At 73.5% G+C, this 23,609-nt stretch carries 22 protein-coding genes; 16 read left to right on the plus strand and 6 right to left on the minus strand.

What is annotated here, in order from left to right; genetic code table 11:
• Nucleotides 1-2 precede the first annotated feature (2 nt).
• A complete protein-coding gene (gene sph / locus ABZ716_RS22465) occupies nucleotides 3-995 on the minus strand; it encodes a sphingomyelin phosphodiesterase (protein WP_358961127.1) in 993 nt (330 codons plus the stop codon).
• A gap of 139 nt (nucleotides 996-1,134) precedes the next feature.
• On the opposite strand from sph, the gene ABZ716_RS22470 reads away from it, so the two are divergent.
• A complete protein-coding gene (locus ABZ716_RS22470) occupies nucleotides 1,135-2,004 on the plus strand; it encodes an oxygenase MpaB family protein (RefSeq protein ID WP_358961131.1) in 870 nt (289 codons plus the stop codon).
• A 36-nt stretch (nucleotides 2,005-2,040) separates the two neighbouring features.
• Here the strand turns inward: ABZ716_RS22470 and ABZ716_RS22475 are convergent, their stop codons facing one another.
• The gene (locus tag ABZ716_RS22475) at nucleotides 2,041-3,555 is read right to left on the minus strand and encodes a M1 family metallopeptidase (RefSeq protein ID WP_358961134.1); all 1,515 of its coding nucleotides are present in this window, start codon (nucleotides 3,553-3,555) and stop codon (nucleotides 2,041-2,043) included.
• Between the two features lie 348 nt (nucleotides 3,556-3,903).
• Here ABZ716_RS22475 and ABZ716_RS22480 point away from each other — a divergent pair, with 348 nt between their 5' ends.
• From ABZ716_RS22480 to ABZ716_RS22505, 6 genes are all read left to right on the plus strand, one after another.
• Entirely contained in the window at nucleotides 3,904-4,767 is an 864-nt protein-coding gene (locus ABZ716_RS22480; protein ID WP_358961137.1) for a hypothetical protein, read from the plus strand.
• Between the two features lie 105 nt (nucleotides 4,768-4,872).
• A complete protein-coding gene (locus ABZ716_RS22485) occupies nucleotides 4,873-7,323 on the plus strand; it encodes a Tex family protein (RefSeq protein WP_358961182.1) in 2,451 nt (816 codons plus the stop codon).
• Between the two features lie 300 nt (nucleotides 7,324-7,623).
• Nucleotides 7,624-8,076, plus strand: coding sequence for a hypothetical protein (locus ABZ716_RS22490; protein ID WP_355967561.1), 453 nt, complete (start codon nucleotides 7,624-7,626; stop codon nucleotides 8,074-8,076).
• The gene (locus ABZ716_RS22495) at nucleotides 8,066-9,256 is read left to right on the plus strand and encodes an MAB_1171c family putative transporter (RefSeq protein ID WP_358961140.1); all 1,191 of its coding nucleotides are present in this window, start codon (nucleotides 8,066-8,068) and stop codon (nucleotides 9,254-9,256) included. The genes ABZ716_RS22490 and ABZ716_RS22495 overlap by 11 nt, the downstream gene beginning before the upstream one ends.
• Before the next feature lie 52 nt (nucleotides 9,257-9,308).
• Nucleotides 9,309-10,091 (plus strand): SDR family oxidoreductase, encoded by a 783-nt coding sequence (locus tag ABZ716_RS22500; protein ID WP_358961146.1) that lies wholly within the window; start codon nucleotides 9,309-9,311, stop codon nucleotides 10,089-10,091.
• 77 nt (nucleotides 10,092-10,168) lie between these two features.
• Entirely contained in the window at nucleotides 10,169-10,384 is a 216-nt protein-coding gene (locus ABZ716_RS22505; RefSeq protein WP_351880128.1) for a hypothetical protein, read from the plus strand.
• A 56-nt stretch (nucleotides 10,385-10,440) separates the two neighbouring features.
• Here the strand turns inward: ABZ716_RS22505 and ABZ716_RS22510 are convergent, their stop codons facing one another.
• Together ABZ716_RS22510 and ABZ716_RS22515 are read right to left on the minus strand one after the other, a co-directional pair.
• Nucleotides 10,441-12,078: an ABC-F family ATP-binding cassette domain-containing protein gene (locus ABZ716_RS22510; protein ID WP_358813970.1), complete on the minus strand. Its 1,638-nt coding sequence runs from the start codon at nucleotides 12,076-12,078 to the stop codon at nucleotides 10,441-10,443.
• A 38-nt stretch (nucleotides 12,079-12,116) separates the two neighbouring features.
• A complete protein-coding gene (locus ABZ716_RS22515) occupies nucleotides 12,117-13,394 on the minus strand; it encodes an SLC13 family permease (RefSeq protein WP_358961149.1) in 1,278 nt (425 codons plus the stop codon).
• Nucleotides 13,395-13,533: 139 nt separating this feature from the next.
• Here ABZ716_RS22515 and ABZ716_RS22520 point away from each other — a divergent pair, with 139 nt between their 5' ends.
• Together ABZ716_RS22520 and ABZ716_RS22525 are read left to right on the plus strand one after the other, a co-directional pair.
• Complete coding sequence (locus ABZ716_RS22520) at nucleotides 13,534-14,505, plus strand: DJ-1/PfpI family protein (RefSeq protein WP_358813972.1); 972 nt, start codon at nucleotides 13,534-13,536, stop codon at nucleotides 14,503-14,505.
• Nucleotides 14,506-14,567: 62 nt separating this feature from the next.
• Complete coding sequence (locus ABZ716_RS22525) at nucleotides 14,568-15,212, plus strand: DJ-1/PfpI family protein (protein WP_358961152.1); 645 nt, start codon at nucleotides 14,568-14,570, stop codon at nucleotides 15,210-15,212.
• On the opposite strand, the gene ABZ716_RS22530 is transcribed toward ABZ716_RS22525, so the two are convergent.
• Nucleotides 15,181-15,948 carry an enoyl-CoA hydratase/isomerase family protein gene (locus ABZ716_RS22530; RefSeq protein WP_358961154.1) on the minus strand — a complete coding sequence of 256 codons (768 nt, stop codon included), beginning with the start codon at nucleotides 15,946-15,948 and terminating at the stop codon, nucleotides 15,181-15,183. The genes ABZ716_RS22525 and ABZ716_RS22530 overlap by 32 nt on opposite strands.
• A gap of 80 nt (nucleotides 15,949-16,028) precedes the next feature.
• On the opposite strand from ABZ716_RS22530, the gene ABZ716_RS22535 reads away from it, so the two are divergent.
• The gene (locus ABZ716_RS22535) at nucleotides 16,029-16,682 is read left to right on the plus strand and encodes a DUF308 domain-containing protein (protein WP_358961185.1); all 654 of its coding nucleotides are present in this window, start codon (nucleotides 16,029-16,031) and stop codon (nucleotides 16,680-16,682) included.
• Between the two features lie 94 nt (nucleotides 16,683-16,776).
• Nucleotides 16,777-17,310, plus strand: coding sequence for an ATP-binding protein (locus ABZ716_RS22540; RefSeq protein WP_358961158.1), 534 nt, complete (start codon nucleotides 16,777-16,779; stop codon nucleotides 17,308-17,310).
• A gap of 35 nt (nucleotides 17,311-17,345) precedes the next feature.
• On the opposite strand, the gene idi is transcribed toward ABZ716_RS22540, so the two are convergent.
• On the minus strand, nucleotides 17,346-17,948 hold the full coding sequence (gene idi / locus ABZ716_RS22545) for an isopentenyl-diphosphate Delta-isomerase (protein WP_358813975.1): 603 nt from the start codon (nucleotides 17,946-17,948) through the stop codon (nucleotides 17,346-17,348).
• A gap of 373 nt (nucleotides 17,949-18,321) precedes the next feature.
• On the opposite strand from idi, the gene ABZ716_RS22550 reads away from it, so the two are divergent.
• Genes ABZ716_RS22550 through ABZ716_RS22570 form a run of 5 tightly spaced genes read left to right on the plus strand, consistent with a single transcriptional unit; the run spans nucleotide 18,322 to nucleotide 23,542 of the window.
• A complete protein-coding gene (locus ABZ716_RS22550; RefSeq protein ID WP_358961188.1) occupies nucleotides 18,322-20,106 on the plus strand; it encodes a DUF5941 domain-containing protein in 1,785 nt (594 codons plus the stop codon).
• Nucleotides 20,103-20,855 (plus strand): phosphocholine cytidylyltransferase family protein, encoded by a 753-nt coding sequence (locus ABZ716_RS22555; RefSeq protein WP_358813976.1) that lies wholly within the window; start codon nucleotides 20,103-20,105, stop codon nucleotides 20,853-20,855. The genes ABZ716_RS22550 and ABZ716_RS22555 overlap by 4 nt, the downstream gene beginning before the upstream one ends.
• Complete coding sequence (locus ABZ716_RS22560; protein ID WP_358813977.1) at nucleotides 20,843-21,904, plus strand: iron-containing alcohol dehydrogenase family protein; 1,062 nt, start codon at nucleotides 20,843-20,845, stop codon at nucleotides 21,902-21,904. The genes ABZ716_RS22555 and ABZ716_RS22560 overlap by 13 nt, the downstream gene beginning before the upstream one ends.
• On the plus strand, nucleotides 21,882-22,661 hold the full coding sequence (locus tag ABZ716_RS22565) for a CDP-alcohol phosphatidyltransferase family protein (protein WP_358813978.1): 780 nt from the start codon (nucleotides 21,882-21,884) through the stop codon (nucleotides 22,659-22,661). Before ABZ716_RS22560 ends, ABZ716_RS22565 begins: the two co-directional genes overlap by 23 nt.
• Nucleotides 22,658-23,542, plus strand: a complete 885-nt coding sequence (locus ABZ716_RS22570) for a glycosyltransferase (protein ID WP_358961160.1) — start codon at nucleotides 22,658-22,660, stop codon at nucleotides 23,540-23,542. The genes ABZ716_RS22565 and ABZ716_RS22570 overlap by 4 nt, the downstream gene beginning before the upstream one ends.
• Nucleotides 23,543-23,609: the final 67 nt, after the last annotated feature.

The raw sequence follows: 23,609 nt of genomic DNA on the forward strand, positions 1-23,609 counted from the left end.
GCCTACCGGCCCACCACCGGGTAGTGGTCCGAGAGGTCGGTGTAGGTGTAGGACGTGCCCCAGCTGGAGACCGTCCAGGGGGCGGACTCCTCCTTCACCACGTTGTTCTCCCAGCCCGACGGGCGGGCGTTGCCCTTGCGGTAGAGGACGTAGTCCAGGTCCTCGCGGGGGTCCGTGGGGTAGCGGTAGCGGGCGATCGAGTTGAGGGCCGTGTCGAAGGAGTACGGGTGGCCCGTGCGGGCGTCGGCGGGGGAGAGGTCCAGGTCCGTCAGCATCGAGGCGTACTCCGGGCTGCGGGAGTCGACGTTCATGTCGCCCGCCACGATGACCTGTTCGCCCGCCGGGATGTTCTTGGCGTCCAGGAAGGCGTCTATCGCCTTGAACTGGCGGCTGCGCATCTGGGCCGCCTCGCCCGCGCCGCAGCCGGGGTCGGTGGACTGGGCGTGGGTGCCGACCACGTGGACCTTGGTGCCGTTGACGTCCAGGACCACGTACGCGAAGCCCTTGTTGGACCACCAGTCGGCGCCGCAGGCGTCCTTGTAGACCACCTGCTCCTTGCGCACGATCGGCCACTTGCTGAGGACCATGACGCCGCCGTCCTCCGGGGTGGTGGAGGAGTACGAGCCGCCCGTGGCGTCCCAGCCGCTCTTGCTGCGCCCCACGACCGGGGTCTGGTACGGGTACTGCGCGGCGGCGTTCGCCTTCAGGGTGTCCGAGGCGCCGTTGTCGAAGGTCTCCTGGAGGACGACCACGTCGTGGCCCTGGAAGAAGGCGGCCTTCGGGATCGCGGTGGCCCGGTGCTCCTGGCCCCAGTTCGGGTAGAGGTTCGTGCTCATCAGGAACGTGTTGTAGGTAAGGACGCTCAGCCGGGGTGCCGCGGCGGCGCCCTCGGCGGCCGTGGCGGCGGGTGCGGAGGCGAGGGCGAGGGCTGCTGCGGCTGCGGTCGCGGCAACGGCCGTGGCGGCGGCGCGGCTGCGGGGCGAGGTCTGCGGCATGGAGGTCTCCATCAGTCCGGTGGAACCTGCGGGGGAAGATCGACGCCGTCATCCAAGCAGCCACGGTTACTTCGGGGTAACACCCGTGACAAGACTTTCTGTCCGGCCCACGACAACTCGCGCTCGCATAATGGAACTCATGAACCCCACAGGTCACAGCGGTCCCGATCCCGAGCCTCCGCCGCCGGGCGGGGTGCTGTGGACCACCGCCGGGGACATCCGCTCCCTGCTCCCCCTGCCCGCCGCCTTCACGCTCCAGGTGGCCCATCCGGCCGTGGGCGCCGGCGTCGACCGGTACTCGGTCTTCCGCACCGACCCCTGGGGGCGCGGCGAACGCTCCCTGCGCTCCGTGATGCTGTGGGTGTACGGCGGGGAGGAGGCCGTCGCCGAGGGCCGGCGGGTCCGCCGCCTGCACCGGGGCATCCAGGGCACCGACACCCGGGGCCGGCCCTACCACGCCCTGGACCCCGCCTGCTACGCCTGGGTGCACGCCACCGGCTTCCCCGTCGCCCGGTACGCCGGCCGGTACCTGTTCCGGGGCACCGGCCCCGAGCAGGACCGCCAGATGTACCGGGAGTGGCTCATGGTGGGCCGGATCCTGGGCCTGCGTGACCGGGACATGCCGCAGACCGTCGAGGAGTTCTGGCCGTACTACCACCGGATGCTGGCCGAGGAGATCGAGCCGACCGGGGTCGCCCGCGAACTGGTCGCGGCGGACGTGGACCTGCCCCGCCCCGAGCCCGCCTCCCGGGCGCTGCGGCTGCTGCTGCGCCCGGCCTGGCCGCTCCTGCGCGCGGGATACCTGCGGTTCCGGGCCTTCGTCACCGTCGGGTACATGCCGCCCGAGGCCCGGGCCGCCATCGGCCTGGAGTGGACCCCGGCCCAGGAGCGCCGGCTGCGGCGGTTCAGTGCCGTCGTACGGGTCCTCGTACCGCTCCTGCCCGAACGGCTGCGCTACCTTCCGCAGGCCCGCGCCGCCCGGGCACGCCGGCGCGCCGGGGCCCGCTGAGGGGACCCGGCGCGCGTCAGGTGACCGCGTCGCGGCTCAGTGGCCGTGGCCGCGGTCGTGGACGGAGTTCGTGGCGGCGATCTTCTTCCAGGACTTGGGCTCCGCCGCCGGCTTCGCCGGGGCCTGGAGGGACCGGGCGCCCGGCGCGGCGGCCTGGGCGCCGAAGGCCGGCTTTCCGGGGGTGTACAGCCAGGTCTCGAAGAGCTGGGCGAGCGGCTTGCCCGACACCTTCTCCGCGTACCGGACGAAGTCCCCGACCTTGGCGTTGCCGTAGGCCCGCTCGGTCGGCCAGCCCTTGAGGATCTGGAAGAACTTCTCGTCGCCGACCTCGTTGCGCAGCGCCTGGATGGCGATACCGCCCCGGTCGTAGACGGCCCCGTGGAACTGGTTCTCCGCACCCGGGTCACCCGGCTTGACCTGCCAGAACGGGTCGTCCGCCGGGCGGGTGTCGTACGCCCACTGGGCCAGCTCCTGGGCGGTGCCCTCGCCCTCCTTCTCCGACCACAGCCACTGCGCGTAGCGGGCGAAGCCCTCGTTGACCCAGATGTCCTTCCAGTTGTCCACGGACACGCTGTCGCCGTACCACTGGTGCGCCAGCTCGTGGACGACGACCGAGACGTTGGCGCCGTTCGAGAACTGGCGCGGGCTGTAGAACGGCCGGGTCTGGGTCTCCAGGGCGAAACCGCTGGGCACGTTCGGGACGTAGCCGCCCAGCGCGTTGAACGGGTACGGGCCGAACACCGACTCCAGCCACTCCGCGACCTCGCCGGTGCGCTCGACGCTCGCCCGCGCGGCGCCCGCGTTGTCGCCGAGGTCCTTGCTGTAGGCGTTGAGGATCGGCAGCCCGCTCGCGGTCTTGTCGGTGGTGATGTCGAACTTGCCGATGGCGAGGGTGGCCAGGTAGGTGGCCTGCGGCTTGTTGGAGCGCCAGTTGTAGCGGGTCCAGCCCAGCCGGGAGGTCTGCGACTGGAGCACGCCGTTGCTGATGGCCTGGGTGCCGTCCGGGACGTTGACCGAGATGTCGAAGGTCGCCTTGTCCAGGGGGTGGTCGTTGCTCGGGAACCACCAGACCGCCGAGTCGGGCTCCTGGGCCGCGACGCCGCCGTCCGGGGTGCGCTGCCAGGCGGACCAGCCGTCGATCTTGAACTCCGAGGGCTTTCCGGCGTACTTGACGACGACGGTGGCCTGCTTGCCCTTGGCGAGCGGCTGCGCGGGGGTGACCTCCAGCTCGTGCGCGCCGGAGGTGGCGAAGGCCGCCTTGACCCCGTTGACCCGGATCTCGCTCACCTTCAGGCCGAAGTCCAGGTTGAAGCGGGACAGGTCCTGCGTGGCGGTGGTCAGGAGGGTGGCCGTGCCCTCCAGCAGGTCCGTCTTCGGCTGGTACTGCAGGCGCAGGTCGTAGTGGGAGACGTCGTAGCCGCCGTTCCCGCTCTGCGGGTAGTAGCCGTCGCCGATGCCCGGCGCGCCCTGGACGGTGCTGGCCGCCGACGCCGGGATCACCAGCAGGAGGGAGGCGGCCAGGACGCTCGGGGCGATCACTTTGCGGTGCACGAAGAGCTCCAAGGGGTAGGGGAGACAGATCGGTTCGACGTTCGTCGTACGCCGTACGTCGTCCGACCGTATTCACCCGTGGGCCCTCTGGTCATGTCCATGGCCCCTGCTGTCACACGATCGCCATTCGGCCGTCACGATCACGGCCCCGCGTGGCGCCCCGCCCGTGGGGCGCGCGGCCCGGAAGGCCCTGGCGAGGCCCGCTCGCGCCTGCGGGGCGGCGCTCAGGTTGGCGCGAATGCGCCGTGTTCCAGGCCGAGTTGGGGCCGTAGTCGCGTCCGTGCCCGCGAGCGGGTCGGGGACGGGCCGGGGGTGGGCCGCATACCGGCTAGTCGGTAGGGTGCGGTCATGACCATCGATCTGCACGCCGCGCGCCGCTGTTGGCACACCGCCATCAATCCCTACCACTCCACCCTCTACTTCTCGCCCGAGATATTCGAAGAGCTCGGCGCGCTCGGCATCACCCACCGGGTCGCCGTCAACCTCGCCCACCGCTCCGCGGCCATGGGCGCCGTCGGCGCCGGCACGGTCACCGCGACCTTCTACAACTACCGGCACGACCACGTCGCCCAGCACCTGCCCGCCGTCTGGGACACCGCCGCCCCCGAGCAGGTCCTCGCCGCCCGGCTGCGCGCGGCCGACCGCGCCCTGCGCCGCCTCCTCGGCCCCGAGACCATCGCCTCACCCGAACTCGCCGAGGCCGCCGACCTCGCCCTGCGCGCCACCGAAGCCTGCACCCGGCACGGCCGGACCCTCTACTCCGCCCACGCCGACCTCCCCGTCCCCGAGGAACCGCACCTGCGGCTGTGGCACGCCACCACCCTCCTGCGCGAACACCGGGGCGACGGGCACCTCGCCGCCCTCCTCATCACCGGCCTCGACCCGCTGGAGGCGCTCGTCAGCCACACCGCCACCGGCCGCGGCATGACCGCGAAGTGGGTCAAGTCCATCCGCGGCTGGGAGCAGTCCGACCTCGACGCCGCCGCCGACCGCCTGCGCGCCCGCGGGGTCCTCGACGGCGACGGGGAGCTCACCGAGGAGGGCCACGCCCTGCGCGAGCGGCTCGAAACGGAGACCGACCGCCTCGACGCGGCCCCGTACGAGCACCTCGGCGCCCCCGGCGTCGCCCGCCTCCAGGCCCTCGGCGGGGCACTCGTCCAGCAGGCCATCGGCGCCGGCGCCTTCCCGGCCGACCTCTTCGGAAAGGACTGACGGGCTCCCCGCCGCCCCCGCCGGCACCTGCCACAATGGGCAGCCTTCCACGCACACGCACGAAGGCACCACGGCACGAAGGCAGGCGGGACCGCAGTGACGACGATGTCCATCGAAGGCAGGATCGCCGAGGAGCTCGGCGTACGGGAACGGCAGGTCAAGGCCGCCGTCGAGCTCCTCGACGGCGGCTCCACCGTGCCGTTCATCGCGCGCTACCGCAAGGAAGCGACCGAGATGCTCGACGACGCCCAGCTGCGCACCCTGGAGGAGCGGCTGCGCTACCTGCGCGAGCTGGAGGACCGCCGCTCGGCGATCCTCGACTCCGTGCGCGAGCAGGGCAAGCTGGACGCCGGCCTGGAGGCCCGGATCCGCGCGGCCGACACCAAGGCCCGGCTGGAGGACATCTACCTCCCCTTCAAGCCCAAGCGCCGCACCAAGGCGCAGATCGCCCGCGAGGCCGGCCTGGAGCCGCTCGCCGAACGGCTGCTGGCCGACCCGGCCGCCGAACCGGCCGCCGCCGCGGCCGCGTTCGTCGACGCCGGGAAGGGGGTGGCCGACGCGGCCGCCGCCCTGGAGGGGGCCCGCGCCATCCTCACCGAGAAGTTCGCCGAGGACGCCGACCTCATCGGCGACCTCCGCGAACGCATGTGGGGCCGCGGCCGCCTGGCCGCGAAGGTCCGCGAGGGCAAGGAGGAGGCGGGCGCCAAGTTCTCCGACTACTTCGACTTCACCGAGCCCTTCACCGCCCTCCCCTCCCACCGCGTCCTCGCCATGCTGCGGGGCGAGAAGGAGGAGGTGCTCAGCCTGGAGCTGGAGCCGGAGGAGCCCTCCGACACCCCCGGCCCCTCCACGTACGAGGGGCTCATCGCCCGCCGCTTCGGCATCGCCGACCGGGGCCGCCCCGGCGACAAATGGCTGGCCGACACCGTCCGCTGGGCCTGGCGCACCAAGATCCAGGTCCACCTCGGCATCGACCTGCGGACCCGGCTGCGCGCCGCCGCCGAGGACGAGGCCGTACGCGTCTTCGCGGCCAACCTCCGCGACCTGCTGCTCGCCGCCCCCGCCGGCACCCGCGCCACCCTCGGCCTCGACCCGGGCTTCCGCACCGGCGTGAAGGTCGCCGTCGTCGACGCCACCGGCAAGGTCGTCGCCACGGACGTGATCCACCCGCACGTTCCCGCCAACAAGTGGGACCAGTCCCTGGCCACCCTCGCCCGGCTGGCGAAGGAGCACGGCGTCGAGCTGATCGCCATCGGCAACGGCACCGCCTCCCGGGAGACCGACAAGCTCGCCGGGGACCTCATCGCCCGCCACCCCGAGCTCGGGCTGACCAAGGTGATGGTCTCCGAGGCCGGCGCCTCCGTGTACTCCGCCTCCGCCTTCGCCTCGCAGGAACTGCCCGGCATGGACGTGTCGTTGCGCGGGGCGGTCTCCATCGCCCGCCGCCTCCAGGACCCGCTCGCCGAACTCGTCAAGATCGACCCGAAGTCCATCGGCGTGGGCCAGTACCAGCACGACCTGTCCGAGCTGAAGCTCTCGCGCTCCCTCGACGCGGTCGTCGAGGACTGCGTCAACGGCGTCGGCGTGGACGTCAACACCGCCTCCACGCCGCTGCTGTCCCGGGTCTCGGGCATCAGCGCCACCCTCGCCGAGAACATCGTGGCCCACCGCGACGCCAACGGCCCCTTCCGCAGCCGCAAGGGCCTCAAGGACGTGGCCCGCCTCGGCCCGAAGGCGTACGAGCAGTGCGCGGGCTTCCTGCGCATCCGCGGCGGCGACGACCCGCTCGACGCCTCCGCCGTGCACCCCGAGGCGTACCCCGTGGTGCGGGCCATGGGCAAGAAGGCGGGCGGCGAGGTGGCCGCGCTGATCGGCAACACCTCGGTCCTGCGCTCGCTGCGCCCCGACGAGTTCGTCACCGACGCCTTCGGCCTGCCCACCGTCACCGACATCCTGCGGGAGCTGGAGAAGCCGGGCCGCGACCCGCGCCCCGCCTTCAGGACGGCGACCTTCAAGGAGGGCGTGGAGAAGATCGGCGACCTGGCCCCGGGGATGATCCTGGAGGGCGTCGTCACCAATGTGGCCGCCTTCGGCGCCTTCATCGACATCGGCGTCCACCAGGACGGCCTGGCGCACGTGTCCGCCCTGTCGAACACCTTCGTCAAGGACCCGCGGGACGTGGTCAAGCCGGGCGACATCGTCAGGGTCAAGGTCATGGACGTGGACATCCCGCGCAAGCGGATCTCGCTCACGCTGCGCCTGGAGGACGAGGCCGGGGCCGAGCGCGGAGCCGGCGCACCGCGCCAGCGCGACGAGCGCCGCGGCGGCGGCCGCCCCCCGCAGCAGCGCGGCGGCCAGAACCGGGGCGAGGGTCAGGGCCGCGGCGGCGAGGGCCAGGGCCAGGGCCGGGGTCAGGCCCAGCGGGGCGGCGGGCAGCGCCAGGGCGGCGGCGCCGGCCAGCGCTCCGGGGCCCCGGCTCCCGCCAACAGCGCCATGGCCGACGCCCTGCGCCGGGCCGGCCTCACCGGCGGTCAGGAGGACCGCCGCAAGCGGTAGCGGCAGGGGCCGGAGCACGGTCGGCAGCTTTGGCCGGATCAGGACCCCGCGGGGCAGCCGTCCTTGCCAACTGCCGCCGGTGATCGGTAGGCATGGTGGAACGCCCGTTCGTCTCGCGCGGACGGGCGTTCCGCGTTTCCCCTCAGGGACCGCACCACCCGAGGCCGCCTCAAGGCACAGGACGTTATGCCGATGCCCCCCCACGCCTACCGACGCTGCCCGAGAAAGGGTCCGAAGAGGGAACACATGCCCTACCGGAATCTCAGCCTGCGCAGACGCTGCGAGATGATTCTCGGTCATATGGATCTGACGCACCCGTTCTCCCTGGACACCCTGTGCGCCCGCATCGCCGACCGGCGCGGCCGTCCGATCCTGCTCCACCCCCTGCCCCGCGAGGCCGCCGAATCCGGCGTCTGCGGACTGTGGGTGGGCACCGAGACCGTCGACTACGTCTTCTACGAGGCGCACACCACCCCCCTGCACCGGGAGCACATCGTGCTCCACGAACTGGGGCACATCCTCTTCGGCCACCACTCCCTGGAGGGCGAGGAGACCGACGGCCGGGCCCCCGTGGTCCTCGGGCGCACCAACTACACCACCCGCCAGGAGCAGGAGGCGGAGATGCTCGCGAGCATGATCCGCACCCACACCTCGGGCACCGGCCGCTCCCGCCCCGCCGCCGGCCCCCGGGGGGCCCTCGCCCGGCTGGAGTCCGCCATGGGGTACGAGCGGGGCCACCACGATGGCAGCTGAACTCGCCGCCTTCGGTGACAGCCTGGCGGTCCCCAGCGTGGTGTGCCTGTGGATCGCGGTCCTGCTGCGCGCGCCCGGCGCCCTGCGCTCCCCGCAGCAGCGCGGGCTGTGGCTCGCCGTCGCCACGGCGGCCGCCGCGATGACCCTGAACCTGCCCGACGTCGTCGCGTACGCCATGGAACGCGAAGCCTCCTACGCGCACACCATCGGCCTCGTCCGCAACCTCATCGGCGTGCTCTCGGCGGGCGCCGTGCTCTACTTCGTGGCCGCCGCCACCCGGGGCCGCAGGCTCCAGCTCGCCTCCTGGGCCGGCACCCTGCTCTGGCTGACCGCCCTCGTCACCCTGGACGCCGCCCCCCCGGCCCACGGCACGCACACCATCCCGGCCTCCGGCGCCCCCGTGCCCTCCCTGCCGTACTGGCTCGTCCTGATCTCCGCCCACCTGATCGCCAACACCATCTGCGTGTACGTCTGCTGGCGCTACGGCCGCCGCACCGAGAGCCGCGCGCTGGCCGCCGGGCTGCGCCTGTTCGGCCTGGGCACGGGCCTGGCCTGGCTGTTCTGGTTCGCCTACCTGCTGAAGGCCCTGTTCGCCAGTACCTGGGCCGTGCCCGCCCTGCCGCTGCTGATGAACCTGCACGGGCTGCTGCGCGCCGCCGCGATCCTGGTGCCGACCCTGTTCACCCTGCGCCACACCCTGGCCGACACCGCCACCGCCTGGCGCCTGTGGCCGCTGTGGCGGGACCTGGTCCAGGCCGTCCCGCACGTGGTCCTCTCCAGACCCCGGGCGGGCCGGGTGCTGGAACTGCTCTGGCCGCCCGTCCCGCGCAACCTGCTCGTCTACCGCAAGGTCATCGAGACCCGCGACGCGATCCTGATCCTGGGGGAGTACGTGGCCCCCGGAGTCCCCGAACTGGCCCGCGGCCATGTCGTCGGCAGCCGGATCCCCGAGCAGCGGCACAGCGCCGCCGCCCTGGCCTGCGTACTGAAGGAGGCCCGCCGGGCCAAGCTCGCCGGACTGCCCGGGCAGCCGGGCCAGGCCCCCGCCCTGGAGCTCCCGGCCGCGATGCAGACCTCGGCGGAGGGCGGAGACCTGGGAGAGGAAGCCCGCTTCCTGGTCGACGTCGCCCAGGCGTACGCCTCCCCGACGACCTCGGCTTTCGCCCCGGCCGCCACCTGAACCACCCGCACCACCCGCACCACCCGTGCCACCGAGGAAGTGACCCCACCCCTTGACCACCACCGTTCTGATCACCGGCGCCAGCTCCGGCCTGGGCGCCGCCTTCGCCCGCGGCTTCGCCGCCAAGGGCTGCGACCTGGTCCTCGTCGCCCGGGACAAGGCCCGCCTGGAGGCGGTCGCCGCCGGGCTCGGCCGGGACTTCGGGACCGTCTGCGAGGTCCTGCCCGCCGACCTCCTCGACCCGGCCGGCCGCGCCGCCGTCGAGGGCCGCCTCGCCGAACGCGGACGGCCCGTCGACGTCCTGGTCAACAACGCCGGCTTCGGGCTGCCGGCGCCGTACCCGTACAACCCCGTCGAGGACGAGGAACGGATGCTCGACCTCCTCGTGAAGGTCCCGCTGCGCCTCACCCACGCCCTGCTGCCCGGGCTCCGCGAGCGCCGCCGGGGCGCGGTGCTCAACGTCTCCTCGGTCGCGGGCCTGCTGCCCACCGGCACCTACGGGGCGGCCAAGGCGTGGGTCACCGCCTTCAGCGAGTCCCTCCGGATCGACATGGCCCCGTACGGGGTCCGGGTCCTGGCGGTGGTGCCCGGCTTCACCCGTACCGAGTTCCAGCAACGTGCCGGGACGGACGTCAGCGCCCTGCGCGACGCCGTGTGGCTGGAGCCGGAGGCGGTCGTGGCCAAGGCCCTGCGCGATCTGGCCCTGCGCCGCCCGGTCAGCATCACCGGCCGCCACTACCAGGCGTACGCCTTCGCGGCCCGCCACCTCCCGCGCGCCTTCGTGGCCGCCCGGCTGCCCCGCAAGCGCCGGGCTCCGGCCGGGGCGGCGGACTGATCCCCTCCGGTTTGCCCGGGCCGCCGCCCGGGCAGCCGCCCGGCGAGGGGGCCGGCGGTACGGACGGAGGATGAGTCATGGACGACCAGGGCGGCGCGGGCGGCGTCCCGCTCCACGGCGACGACGAGAGCCAGCAGCAGCGCAGACCCCACACCGAGCGGCACGCGAAGGCCCCCGGCCCCGTCCGGCGCGAGGACACGGACGAGGCCAGCCGCCTCGACCACCCCGAGCCCCCCGAACCGGACGAACCCCGCAAGCACCGCGGCGGCGGCAAGGGCCCCGACGAGTGGTAGCCCCCCGGCCCGCGACACCCGGCCCGGCAGCGCTCAGGGCCGGGTGACCGCGCCGCTCAGAGCTCGGTGACCTTGCCGCCCGCGACCTCCAGGCGGCGGGTCACCCGCACCGCGTCCAGCATCCGCCGGTCATGGGTGACCAGGAGCAGGGTGCCCTCGTACGCCTCCAGGGCGGACTCCAGCTGCTCGATCGCCGGCAGGTCGAGGTGGTTCGTCGGCTCGTCCAGCACCAGCAGGTTCACCCCGCGCCCCTGGAGCAGCGCCAGCGCCGCCCGGGTGCGCTCCCCCGGGGACAGGGTCGCCGCCGGGCGCAGTACGTGCGCCGCCTTCAGGCCGAACTTGGCCAGCAGCGTACGGACCTCCGCGGGCTCGGTGTCCGGGACCGCCGCGCAGAACGCCTCCAGCAGCGGCTCCCCGCCCAGGAACAGCCCGCGCGCCTGGTCCACCTCACCGACCAGGACACCCGAGCCGAGCGTGGCGGAACCGGAGTCCGGCGCCAGCCGCCCCAGCAGCATCGCGAGGAGGGTGGACTTGCCGGCGCCGTTGGCCCCGGTGATCGCCACCCGGTCCGCCCAGTCGATCTGCAGGCTCGCCGGGCCGAAGGCGAAGTCCCCGCGCTTGACGGCCGCTTCGCGCAGGGTGGCGACGACGGAGCCGGAGCGCGGGGCCGCCGCGATCTCCATGCGCAGCTCCCACTCCTTGCGCGGCTCCTCGACGACGTCCAGCCGCTCGATCGCCCGCTGCGTCTGGCGTGCCTTGGCCGCCTGCTTCTCGCTGGACTCGCCCCGCAGCGACCGGCCGATCTTGTCGTTGTCCGAGGACTTGCGGCGGGCGTTGCGCACGCCCTTGTCCATCCAGTTGCGCTGCATCTGGGCGCGGCCCTCCAGCGCGGCCTTCTTGTCCGCGTACTCCTCGAACTCCTCGCGGGCGTGGCTGCGGGCCCGTGCGCGCTCCTCCAGGTAGGCGTCGTAGCCGCCGCCGTAGAGGTTGATCTGCTGCTGGACCAGGTCGAGTTCGAGGACCTTGGTGACCGTGCGGGCCAGGAACTCGCGGTCGTGGCTGATGACGACGGTGCCCGCGCGCAGCCCCGTCACGAACCGCTCCAGCCGCTCCAGACCGGCCAGGTCCAGGTCGTTGGTGGGCTCGTCGAGGAGGAACACGTCGTAGCGGGAGAGCAGGAGGGAGGCGAGGCCGGCGCGGGCGGCCTGGCCGCCGGACAGGGCCGTCATCGGCAGGTCCAGGCTCACCGCCAGCCCCAGCTCGTCCGCCGTCTCCTGGGCCCGCTCGTCCAGATCGGCCCCGCCGAGGTCCAGCCAGCGGTCCAGGGCGAGCGCGTAGGCGTCGTCGGCGCCCGGGGTGCCGTCCACGAGCCCCTGCGTGGCCTCGTCCAGCGCGGCCTGCGCCGCCGCGACCCCGGTACGGCGGGCCAGGAAGTCCCGTACCGTCTCGCCCTCCCGCCGCTCGGGCTCCTGCGGGAGGTGGCCGACGGCCGCACCGGGCGGGGAGAGCCGCAGCTCACCGGTCTCGGGGGTGTCCAGCCCGGCGAGCAGCCGCAGCAGGGTCGACTTCCCGGCGCCGTTGACGCCGACGAGGCCGATGACGTCGCCGGGCGCGACGACGAGGTCCAGACCGGAGAAGAGGGTGCGCTCGCCGTGCGCGGCGGTGAGGTTCTTGGCGACGAGGGTTGCAGTCATGATGTCCCGATCCTATCGGCGCGCCGCCCGCCCGGTGCCTAGCCGCCGGTCAGGCGCAGGCCCGCCCACAGGGCGGCCACGGCCGCGGCCAGGGCCGCGGGGGTGGTGAGCAGCCCGAGGCGGGTGAAGTCGCCCAGGCGGATCTCCTCGCCGTGCTCGTGCAGCATCCGCCGCCACAGCAGGGTGGCCAGGGAGCCCGCGTACGTGAGGTTGGGGCCGATGTTGACCCCGATCAGCACGGCGAGCACCACGCCCGGGCCGCCCGGCGCGGCCAGCGGGAGCAGGGCGAGCACGGCGGGCAGGTTGTTGATCAGGTTGGCGAGTACGGCGGCCACCGCGGCCACGGCCAGCAGGGCGGGCAGCGCGTCCCCGTCGGGCAGCAGCCACGCCAGCCCGTCCCCGAGCCCGTGGTCCACCACGGCCCGTACGACCACCCCCAGGGCGAGGACGAACAGGCAGAACGCGGGCGCCGTGGAGGCGGCCAGCCGCCGCGGGGTGGTCTCCCGGCGCCACAGGGCCCGTACGCCGAGCACCACCGCTCCCGCCAGGGCGGCCCACGCCGGGCTGGCCCCCGCCAGGGAGGCCACGGCGAAGCCGGCCAGCGTCAGCGCCAGTACGGCGGTGGCGAAACGCGGCAGCGGCGCGGGCTCGGCCGCCCCCGGGACGTGCTCGGGCTCGGCCCTCAGGTCGGCCCGGAAGAACCGGCGGAAGACCGCGTACTCCACCGCGATCGCCACCACCCAGGGCAGGGCCATCAGCCCCGCGAACCGGGTGAAGGTGAGCCCGCTGGCGGTGAAGGCCAGCAGGTTCGTCAGGTTGGAGACGGGCAGCAGCAGCGAGGCGGAGTTCGCCAGATGGGCGGTGGCGAACACGTGCGGGCGCGGGCGGGCGCCCAGCCGGGCGGAGGTGGCCAGCACCACCGGGGTGAGCAGCACCACGGTGGCGTCCAGGCTGAGGGAGGCCGTCACCGCCGAGGCCACCAGGAAGACCCCGCCCAGCAGCCCCGCCGCCCCCCGCCCGGCGGCCCGCCGGGCCACGGCGGCCCCCGCGGCCCGGAACAGCCCCTCGTCGGCGCAGAGCTGCGCGAGGGCCAGGATCACCGCGAGGAACCCCACCACGGGCAGCAGCCCGCGCACCTGCTCCCACGCGTCGGCCGGCGACACCACCCCGAGCGCGACGAGCAGCCCGGCGGCCGGTACGGCGGCGGCCGCCTCGGGCAGCCCGCGCGGGCGCAGCACGGCGAAGGCCAGCACGAGGAGCAGCAGGGCACAGGACAGGGACTCGGCGAGGACGGTGTTCAGGGCGGTGACTTCCATGGACAGGGCGAACGGGAACGGGCGCGGGGGACGAGGACGGAACGGGAACGGCCAAGGATCGCACGCGTGCCCGACCGGTGGCCGGATAGGTGGGATACCCGTCATTGCGGTCACCCCGACCCGGTCACACCATGGAGGCATGCCCCAGCGCACCGTGCTCGTCGTCCTCTACGACGGCGTCCAGAGCCTCGACGTGACGGGCCCCGTCGAGGTGTTCGACGGGGCCGGCCGCTGCCGCCCGGACGACGGCGGATACGCGGTCCGTACGGTCTCGCCGGGCGGCGCCCCCGTCCGCACCGGCAGCGGGCTGACCCTGGTCCCGGACGGGGACCTGGAGAGCGCCCGCCCCGGCCCGGACGCCACCCTGCTGGTGCCCGGCGGCCGGTACACCGGGGACTTCGAGCCGCGGATCACCGACTGGCTGCGCGCGTACGGGGGTCGCGCGGGGCGGCTGGTGTCCGTCTGCACGGGCGGGCTGCTGCTGGCGGAGGCCGGGCTGCTGGACGGGCGGCGGGCGACCACGCACTGGTCGGTGTGCGAGCGGATGGCACGGGACTACCCCCGGGTGGCGGTGGAACCGGACCCCATCTACGTCCGGGACGGCCCCGTCGCCACCTCCGCCGGGGTCACCGCCGGGATCGACCTGGCGCTGGCGCTAGTGGAGGAGGACCTCGGGCGGGACACGGCGCTGCTGATCGCCCGGCACCTGGTGGTGTTCCTGCGCCGGCCGGGGAACCAGGCGCAGTTCAGCGCCCAGCTCGCGGCGCAGACCGCACAGCGGGAGCCGCTGCGGGAGGTGCAGCACTGGATCACCCAGAACCCGGGCGGCGACCTGAGCGTGGAGGCCCTCGCGGCCCGGGCCGCCCTGTCGCCGCGGCACTTCGCGCGGGCCTTCCAGGCGGAGACGGGGGTGACGCCCGGGCGGTACGTCGAGCGGGTCCGGGTGGAGCACGCGCGGCGGCTGCTGGAGGAGTCGGGGGAGGCCGTCTCCCGTATCTCCCGCGCCTGTGGCTACGGCACCCCCGAGGCCCTCCGCCGCGCCTTCGTCAGGACCCTGGGCCAGTCCCCGGCCGAATACCGCCGCCGCTTCGGCACCGCCGCACGGCCGTAACCGCACAGATCCGGCCGTCCGCACCGGGCGGCCGGCCCCCCAGCGACCCCTCCGGAGGAGACATGCAGATCGCCGTCCTGCTCTACGACCGCTTCACCGCCCTCGACGCCATCGGCCCCTACGAGACCCTCAGCCGCCTCGACGGCGCCGAGACCGTCTTCGTCGCGGAGCACAAGGGACCGGTACGGACCGACAACGGCGCGGCCGTCCTCGTCGCCGAGAGGTCCCTCGACGAGGTGACCCGCCCCGACATCGTCATCGTCCCCGGCGGACCGCACCCCGAGACGGAGATGGACAACCCCGCCGTCCTGGACTGGCTGCGCTCCGTGGACGCCACCACCACCTGGACCACCTCCGTGTGCACCGGCTCCCTGCTCCTGGCCGCCGCCGGACTGCTCGACGGCCGCCGGGCCACCAGCCACTGGCTCTACCTCGACCGGCTCACCCCCTTCGGGGCCGAGCCCACCGGCGAGCGGGTGGTCTTCGACGGGAAGTACGTCACCGCCGCCGGGGTCTCCGCCGGCCTGGACATGGGGCTCGGCCTGCTCGGCCGGATCGCGGGGGACGCCTACGCCCAGACCGTGCAGCTGATGTGCGAGTACGACCCGCAGCCGCCCTACGACGCGGGCTCCCCCGACAAGGCGTCGGCCGAGATCGTCGCCCGGCTGCGCTCGGCTAACCCGCTGACGGGCCGGGGCGCCAGCTGAAGGCGGGGTCCCGGCGTTCCAGGAAGGCGGCGACCCCCTCCGCGGTGTCGCCGCTCGCGGCCGCCTGGCCGCTCCAGTACGCGTCCCGGTCCGTGCGCCCGTCCGCGAACTCCTTCGCGGCGGCCTGCGTCAGCCGGGAGCGCGTCGTCAGGATCCTGGTGAACTCCGCCACCCGCCCGTCCAGCTCCCCGGCCGGCAGCAGCTCGTTGAGGAACCCGGCCCGCAGCGCGGTCCGCGCCCCGATCAGCTCCGCGGAGTAGAGGAGGTACTTGGCCCAGGCTGGCCCCACCAGCGAGGCCAGCCGCCGGGTGGAGGACGCCGGGTAGACGATGCCCAGCTTCGCCGGGGTCACCCCGAACCGGGCCCCCTCCTCCGCGAACCGCAGGTCGCAGGCGGCCGCCAGCTGGCTGCCGCCGCCCACGCAGAAGCCGCGCACCGCCGCCAGGGTCGGCTTGGGGAACGCGGCCAGGGCCTCCTCCGCCGCCACCGCGAGGGCCTGCGGGTCCTCGCCGCCGGTGAGGGAGGAGATGTCGGCGCCCGCGCAGAAGGTGGCGCCGGAGCCGGTCAGCACCAGCACCCGGACGGCCGGATCGGCGGCCAGCCCTTCCAGCAGCTCCGGCAGGGCGCGCCACATCGCGGCCGTCATGGCGTTGCGCTTCGCGGGGTGGCAGAGGGTGACCGTGGCCACCCCGTCGGCGACCGTGTGGTGGAGGGCTGCGTCCCCGGCGTGGTCCATGCGCCGGATGCTATCCCGGGGTGACGATCCTATGATCAAGGGGACCGTCGTCCTGGGGGGTGCGAGGAGGTGGCATGCCCATGGGAGCCGAGCGGAAGCGGCAGCGGCAGCAGGAGAAGAAGACGCTCAACCGCAGCTTCGGACTGCTGGTGCTGCTCGGGGTGGTCCTGGTCCTGGCCGGTCTGGTGGGTCTGGTCTACGCCGGTGTGGCCACCCTGACGTCGATGTTCCTCTTCGGCTGGCTGCTGCTGGTCGGCGGCGTGATCGGCCTGGTCCACGCCGTCCAGTCGCGCGGGAGCAGCTACTTCTGGCTGGCCGTCATCGTCGCCGCGGTCAACCTCGCCGCCGGCTTCGTGATCCTGCGCCGCCCCGAGGCGAGCGCCGAGGCACTGACGATGTTCGCCGCGCTGCTGTTCCTCACCGGCGGCGTCTTCCGTCTCGCGGGCTCCCTGGTGGTGCGCGGGAGCAACTTCGGGCTGGCCCTGGTACAGGGGGCCTTCGGCATCCTGCTCGGACTCCTGATCCTGGCCGGCTGGCCCGGCAACAGCCTGTACGTGATCGGGACCTTCTTCTCCCTCGCCCTGCTGTTCGACGGGCTGAGCCTGATCGTCGTGGGGCTGGGCGCCCGGCGGGTCCTCGGGATGGTCAGCGACGACAGGGGCCCGCAGGCCGGGCCGGACGCGGCAGACACTGCCAAGCGGAGCCCGATGGATCAGGAACAGTCCCACATCTGACTCTGTCATACGCCAGTGGTCAGAAAGTGTCCGAATGCTGCTGACTTCTGGTCAGTGGCGCGGTCCGGACCAGGCTGCTCGCCACTCTTGACGCGTGGAGACGATCGAGCGCGAAGACGGGGGCCTGAACATGGACGACGGCGGGAGCATCCCGCAGGCCAGGGGAGGTGAGACGTCGGCTCCGGCCGACCCCCTCGCGTACGAGGGAGTGTGGCGCTTCACCGCGCCGGCGGTAGAAGAATCCGTTCCGCAGGCCCGCCGGGCCGTCCGCGACCTGCTCGGCCGCCAGGGGGTACCGGCCACGCCGGACCTGGTCTACTCCCTGCTGCTGATCGTCTCCGAGCTGGTGACGAACTCGGTCCGGCACGCCGCCCTGCTCTCCCCTGAAGTGGCCGTCGAGGTGGCGGTCGGCCGGGAGTGGGTCCGGGTGGCCGTGGAGGACGACCACCCCTACCGGCCCAAGGCGCTGGAAGCCGACTTCGGCCAGACCGGCGGCCGGGGCCTGCTCCTGGTCCGCGAGGTCACGCGGGAAGCCGGCGGGGTGTGCGACGTCGAGCACACCTCCACCGGCGGAAAGGTGATCTGGGCCGCGCTCCCGATCCAGGCCCCGGCCACCCGGCCCCTCTGACCCCAGCCGCCCCCGAGCCCCGGACGGCGCGGCGGCTACCAGCCGGCTGCCTCGCCCGTCAGCTCGCGGATCGCGGGACGCGCCGCGTCGAGCACCGTCATGAACCAGGCCGAGAACGGCACCTGCGCGTGCCGCTTCGCCAGCTCCTGCGCCGTGACGAACGCGGTGTCCCCGACCTCCTCCGGATCCGGGTGCAGCGACGCCTGGGCCAGTCCCACGAACAGGTGGTTGTACTCCTGCTCCACCAGCCCCGACGCCGGGTCCGGGTGGTTGTAGCGCACCGTCCCCGCCTCGGCGAGCAGCGAGGGCGACAGGCCAAGCTCCTCATGGGTGCGCCGGGCCGCCGCCGCGAAGGGGGACTCGCCGGGATAGGGGTGGCCGCAGCACGTGTTCGACCAGACGCCGGGGGAGTGGTACTTCCCGAGGGCGCGCTGCTGGAGCAGCAGGCGGCCCTGCTCGTCGAAGAGGAACACGGAGAACGCCCGGTGCAGCAGGCCGGGGGCCTGGTGGGCGGAGAGCTTCTCCGCCGTGCCGATGGTGTTGCCGGACTCGTCGACCAGTTCGAGCATGATCGGTTCTTGAGCACCGGTGCCGGCGGACGCGCTGCTGTGGGCGTCAGTGGCTGATGTGGTCGGCATACCCATCCTTCGCTTCGGACTTCGGTCTTCAGTCTGCCGTACAAAAGAGGCTTGTCCCCACTTCGGCGATCCGCGCATGTCCGCCCCCCGGCGCGTGGTACACGGCGGGGGGCGGACGGTCCGCCGGGACCTTCCGGGTCTTCGGATCCCGAGCGGGGACGGAAACCTGATCGTGCCCACCGCCGCCCCGGCGGAACCGTCCGTCACCCGGGCCGTCGCCCCGCTGGGCCGAACGGCTGATGAATGCCGTCTTCCATTCATCCGATAGCCTCTGGCGACAGCCGCAGCCGCAGCCCAGCCGCCGTGCCGCCGCGCTTGCGCCGCCGCCGACGAGGGGGCCGCCCGGAACGTTCGTTGCAAGGAGTGAGTTCGTCTGCCGACCGTCATCCTCACCGGTGCGCCGGTCCCCGGATCACCGCTCGAAGACGAGCTCCGTTCGCTCGGGTTCGATGTCCGCCCGGTTCCCGCGCCCGAAGACACCGCCGCCGCCCTGGCCGGCATACCGGCCGGACAGCGGGTGGCCGTCGTCGACAGCGGCTTCGTCGGGCACCGGCACGCGCTGCGCCTCGCGCTGACCGACCCGCGGTTCGACGCCTGCGCCGTGACCGGCGCCTTCGCCGTCCAGGCCGGGGCCCGCGCGGCCCTGGAGCGGGCCGTGAGCCTCTCCCCGGGCGGCGGGGGACCCTACGCCGACCGGCTCGCCGCCGCTGTCGAGGCCGCCGGGACCATCGTCCAGCGGCCCGAGCTCGGCACCCTGGTCGCCGCCGTGCCGGCCGGCGCGGCGGAGCGCGCGGAGGCCCAGGCCGCGGTGGCCGCCGTGGACGACGAGGCCGTGCGGCTGCGCAGCGCCGTCAAGGCCCGCGACGGGTTCTTCACCACCTTCTTCATCAGCCCGTACTCGCGCTACATCGCCCGCTGGTGCGCGCGCCGCGGCCTGACCCCCAACCAGGTCACCACCGCCTCCCTGCTCACCGCCCTGCTCGCGGCGGGCTGCGCGGCCACCGGTGAACGCTGGGGCTACGTGGTGGCGGGCGTGCTGCTGCTCGTCTCCTTCGTCCTGGACTGCACCGACGGGCAGCTCGCCCGCTACTCGCTCCAGTACTCGACGATGGGCGCCTGGCTGGACGCCACCTTCGACCGGGTGAAGGAGTACGCCTTCTACGCGGGCCTCGCGCTCGGCGCGGCCCGGGGCGGCGACGACGTCTGGGCGCTGGCGCTCGGCTCGATGATCCTGATGACCTGCCGGCACGTGGTGGACTTCTCCTTCAACGAGGCCAACCACGACGCCACCGCCAACACGAGCCCCACCGCGGCCCTCTCCGGCCGGCTCGACAGCGTCGGCTGGACCGTCTGGGTCCGGCGGATGATCATCCTGCCGATCGGTGAGCGCTGGGCGATGATCGCGGTCCTGACCGCCCTCACCAGCCCCCGCGTCGTCTTCTCCGCCCTGCTGATCGGCTGCGCCTTCGGCGCCCTGTACACCACCGCCGGACGCGTCCTGCGCTCGGTGACCCGTAAGGCGAAGCGCACCGACCGGGCCGCGCGGGCGCTGGCGGACCTCACCGACTCGGGCCCGTTCGCCGAGCTCGCCGCCCGGGCCGTCCGCGCCGCGGCCCTGCCGGCGCGCTCCCCGCACCTGCCGTTCGCGGTGCTCGGCGCGGTGGCCCTGCTCGGGACCGCCTGGTACGAGCCGTTCGGCGCCGTGACCGCGGTGGGCGCCGCCGCGCTGTACGCCGTCCTCGCCGGCGCCGCCGTGGCCCGGCCCCTCAAGGGCCCCCTCGACTGGCTGCTGCCGCCGCTGTTCCGGGCCGCCGAATACACCACCGTGCTCGTCCTCGCCGTCAAGGCGGACGTCCCCGGAGCCCTTCCGGCCGCATTCGGACTGGTCGCGGCGGTCGCCTACCATCACTACGACACGGTCTACCGCATCCGCGGTGGCTCGGGCGCTCCCCCGCACTGGCTGGTGCGGACGACGGGCGGACACGAGGGCAGGGTCCTGCTGACCGTGGTCCTGGCAGCCGTCCTCGCCCGTGACGCGTTCCCCCTCGCGCTCACGGCCGTGGCCGTGTTCGTGGCTCTGGTGGTCCTCGCGGAGAGCATCCGCTTCTGGGTCTCCGCCGGAGCACCCGCCGTACACGACGAAGGAGAACCAGCATGATCGGCCTTGTCCTCGCTGCCGGTGCCGGACGCCGTCTGCGTCCCTACACCGACACCCTCCCCAAGGCCCTCGTGCCCGTCGGCCCGGAGGGCCAGGAGGACAGCCTGACCGTCCTCGACCTGACCCTCGGCAACTTCGCCGAGGTCGGCCTCACCGAGGTCGCGATCGTCGTGGGCTACCGCAAGGAGGCCGTGTACGAGCGCCGCGAGGCCCTGGAGGCCAAGTACGGCGTCACGATCACGCTGATCGACAACGACAAGGCAGAGGAGTGGAACAACGCCTACTCCCTGTGGTGCGCGCGTGAGGTCCTCAAGCAGGGCGTGATCCTCGCCAACGGCGACACCGTCCACCCGGTCTCCGTCGAGAAGACCCTCCTCGCCGCCCGCGGCAATGGCCAGAAGATCATCCTCGCCCTCGACACGGTCAAGAGCCTGGCCGACGAGGAGATGAAGGTCGTGGCCGACGGCGCGCGGGGGGTGCGGAAGATCACCAAGCTGATGGAGCCGTCCGACGCCACCGGCGAGTACATCGGTGTCACCCTCATCGAGCCCGAGGCCGCCGAGGAACTCGCCGAGGCCCTGAAGACCACCTTCGAGCGCGACCCCGACCTCTACTACGAGGACGGCTACCAGCAGCTCGTCGACGACGGCTTCGTGATCGACGTGGCCCCCATCGGCGACGTCAAGTGGGTCGAGATCGACAACCACGACGACCTCGCCAAGGGCCGGACGATCGCATGCCAGTACTGACCCGGCTCATCCCCTCCCCGGTCGTCGTCGACATCAGCTGCGGGGCGATGGACAAGCTGGACGGCATCCTCGCCGACCAGCGGATCTCCGCCGCCGGCCGGCTCGCGATCGCGATCAGCGGGGGCTCCGGGCAGGCGCTGCGCGCCCGCCTGGAGCAGGCCCTGCCGCACGCCGACTGGTACCCGGTCGTGGACGGCACCATCGACTCGGCCGTCAAGCTGGCCGACGACATAAAGGGCCGCCGCTACGACGCCGTCGTGGGCCTGGGCGGCGGCAAGATCATCGACGTGGCCAAGTACGCCGCGGCGCGGGTCGGGCTGCCCATGGTGGCCATCGCCACCAACCTCTCGCACGACGGCATCTGCTCCCCGGTGTCCATCCTGGACAACGACAACGGCCGGGGCTCCTACGGCGTGCCCACGCCGATCGCCATGGTCATCGACCTCGACGTGATCCGCGAGGCGCCCACGCGCTTCGTCCGCGCCGGCATCGGCGACGTGATCTCCAACATCTCGGCCATCGCCGACTGGGAGCTCTCGCACAAGATCACCGGCGAGGCCGTGGACGGACTGGCCGCGGCCATGGCCCGCACCGCGGGGGAGTCCGTGCTGCGCCACCCCGGCGGCTGCGGCGACGACGAGTTCCTCACCGTGCTCGCCGAGGCGCTCGTCCTCTCCGGCATCGCCATGTCGATCAGCGGCGACACCCGCCCCTCCTCCGGCGCCTGCCACGAGATCAGCCACGCCTTCGACCTGCTCCACCCCGGGCGCTCCGCGCTCCACGGCGAGCAGGTCGGCCTCGGCGCCGCCTTCGCCATGCACCTGCGCGGCGCCCGCGAGCAGTCCGGGCTCTTCGTGGAGGTGCTGCGCCGCCACGGCCTGCCGGTGCTGCCCGAGGAGATCGGCTTCAGCACCGACGAGTTCGTCGCGGCCGTGGAGTACGCCCCCCAGACCCGCCCGGGACGGTTCACCATCCTGGAGCACCTCAACCTGTCCGCAGCCGAGATCAGGGACGCTTACGCCGACTATGCCCAGACCATCCGTAGCTGAACTGCGCCCCGTCGTTCACCCGGCGGGCGTCAAGGACCGGCGCAGTGGCGAGCACTGGGGCGGCCGCCTCTACATGCGCGAGATCTCCCTGCGCATCACCCGCCTCCTGGTCACCACCAAGGTCACGCCCAACCAGCTGACCTACGTGATGACCCTCGCCGGCGTCCTCGCCGCACCCGCCCTCCTGGTGCCCGGCGTGTGGGGCGCCGTCCTCGGCGTGGTCGCCGTCCAGCTCTACCTGCTGCTCGACTGCGTCGACGGCGAGGTCGCCCGCTGGAAGAAGCAGTTCTCGCTCTCCGGCGTCTACCTGGACCGCGTCGGCGCCTACCTGTGCGACGCGGCCGTCCTCGTCGGCTTCGGGCTGCGCGCCGCCGACCTGTGGGGCGGCGGCCGGATCGACTGGCTGTGGGCCTTCCTGGGCACCCTCGCGGCCCTCGGCGCGATCCTGATCAAGGCCGAGACCGACCTGGTCGGCGTCGCCCGCCACCAGGCGGGCAAGCCCGTGGTCCAGGAGTCCGCCGCCGAGCCGCGCTCCTCCGGCATGGCCCTGGCCCGCCGGGCCGCCGCCGCGCTGAAGTTCCACCGCCTGGTGCTCGGGATAGAGGCGTCGCTGCTCATCCTGGTGCTGGCCGTCCTCGACCAGCTCCGCGGCGACCTGTTCTTCTCCCGCCTCGGCGTCGCCGTCCTCGCCGGCATCGCCCTGCTGCAGACGGTGCTGCACCTGGTGTCCATCCTCGTATCGAGCAGGCTGCGGTGAGCGCCCCGCTGCGCGTCGGCGCGGTCGTCATCACCATGGGCAACCGGCCCGACGAGCTGAAGGCGCTCCTGGACTCGGTGGCCCGGCAGGAGGGCGCCCCCGTCGAGGTGGTCGTCGTCGGCCAGGGCGTCGAGGTCCCCGGCCTCCCCGAGGACGTGCGCACCGTGCACCTCCCGGAGAACCTCGGCATCCCCGGCGGCCGCAACGCCGGCATCGAGGCGTTCGGGCCCGCCGGCCAGGACGTGGACGTACTGCTCTTCCTCGACGACGACGGGCTGCTGGAGCGCACCGACACCGCCGAGCTGTGCCGGCAGGCGTTCGCCGAGGACCCGGAGCTCGGCATCATCAGCTTCCGCATCGCCGACCCGGACACCGGGCAGACCCAGCGCCGCCACGTGCCCCGGCTGCGCGCCTCGGACCCGATGCGCTCCTCCCGCGTGACCACCTTCCTGGGCGGCGCCAACGCCGTACGCACGAAGGTCTTCGCCGAGGCGGGCACCCTGCCGGCCGAGTTCTTCTACGCCCACGAGGAGACCGACCTGGCCTGGCGGGCCCTCGACGCCGGCTGGCAGATCGACTACCGGGCGGACATGGTCCTGCTGCACCCCACGACCGCGCCTTCGCGGCACGCCGTCTACCACCGTATGGTGGCGCGCAACCGGGTGTGGCTCGCCCGCCGCAACCTGCCCGCCCCGCTGGTCCCGGTCTACGTGGGCGTCTGGCTGCTGCTGACGCTGTTGCGCAGGCCCACGGCGCCGGCGCTCAAGGCATGGTTCGGCGGGTTCAAGGAGGGCTGGACCACACCCTGCGGTCCGCGGCGCCCCCTGCGGTGGCGCACGGTCTGGCGGCTGACGCGACTGGGCCGCCCGCCTGTCATCTGAGAAGCTCGCGTCTGGGACCATGGGCCCCGGTCACGGGTCCGGCGCACCAGCCCCCGACGCCCTACCT

Source organism: Streptomyces sp. NPDC006687, assembly GCF_040636215.1.
GTDB lineage: Bacteria > Actinomycetota > Actinomycetes > Streptomycetales > Streptomycetaceae > Streptomyces.

Coding starts and splice junctions, on each gene's coding strand:
- sph (WP_358961127.1), bottom strand. CDS start 995: ATGCCGCAGACCTCGCCCCGCAGCCGCGCCGCCGCCACGGCCGTTGCC.
- ABZ716_RS22485 (WP_358961182.1), top strand. CDS start 4,873: ATGTCCATCGAAGGCAGGATCGCCGAGGAGCTCGGCGTACGGGAACGG.
- ABZ716_RS22520 (WP_358813972.1), top strand. CDS start 13,534: ATGCCCCAGCGCACCGTGCTCGTCGTCCTCTACGACGGCGTCCAGAGC.
- ABZ716_RS22530 (WP_358961154.1), bottom strand. CDS start 15,948: ATGGACCACGCCGGGGACGCAGCCCTCCACCACACGGTCGCCGACGGG.
- ABZ716_RS22470 (WP_358961131.1), top strand. CDS start 1,135: ATGAACCCCACAGGTCACAGCGGTCCCGATCCCGAGCCTCCGCCGCCG.
- idi (WP_358813975.1), bottom strand. CDS start 17,948: ATGCCGACCACATCAGCCACTGACGCCCACAGCAGCGCGTCCGCCGGC.
- ABZ716_RS22560 (WP_358813977.1), top strand. CDS start 20,843: ATGCCAGTACTGACCCGGCTCATCCCCTCCCCGGTCGTCGTCGACATC.
- ABZ716_RS22525 (WP_358961152.1), top strand. CDS start 14,568: ATGCAGATCGCCGTCCTGCTCTACGACCGCTTCACCGCCCTCGACGCC.
- ABZ716_RS22505 (WP_351880128.1), top strand. CDS start 10,169: ATGGACGACCAGGGCGGCGCGGGCGGCGTCCCGCTCCACGGCGACGAC.
- ABZ716_RS22480 (WP_358961137.1), top strand. CDS start 3,904: ATGACCATCGATCTGCACGCCGCGCGCCGCTGTTGGCACACCGCCATC.
- ABZ716_RS22490 (WP_355967561.1), top strand. CDS start 7,624: ATGGATCTGACGCACCCGTTCTCCCTGGACACCCTGTGCGCCCGCATC.
- ABZ716_RS22535 (WP_358961185.1), top strand. CDS start 16,029: ATGGGAGCCGAGCGGAAGCGGCAGCGGCAGCAGGAGAAGAAGACGCTC.
- ABZ716_RS22510 (WP_358813970.1), bottom strand. CDS start 12,078: ATGACTGCAACCCTCGTCGCCAAGAACCTCACCGCCGCGCACGGCGAG.
- ABZ716_RS22555 (WP_358813976.1), top strand. CDS start 20,103: ATGATCGGCCTTGTCCTCGCTGCCGGTGCCGGACGCCGTCTGCGTCCC.
- ABZ716_RS22495 (WP_358961140.1), top strand. CDS start 8,066: ATGGCAGCTGAACTCGCCGCCTTCGGTGACAGCCTGGCGGTCCCCAGC.
- ABZ716_RS22565 (WP_358813978.1), top strand. CDS start 21,882: ATGCCCAGACCATCCGTAGCTGAACTGCGCCCCGTCGTTCACCCGGCG.
- ABZ716_RS22515 (WP_358961149.1), bottom strand. CDS start 13,394: ATGGAAGTCACCGCCCTGAACACCGTCCTCGCCGAGTCCCTGTCCTGT.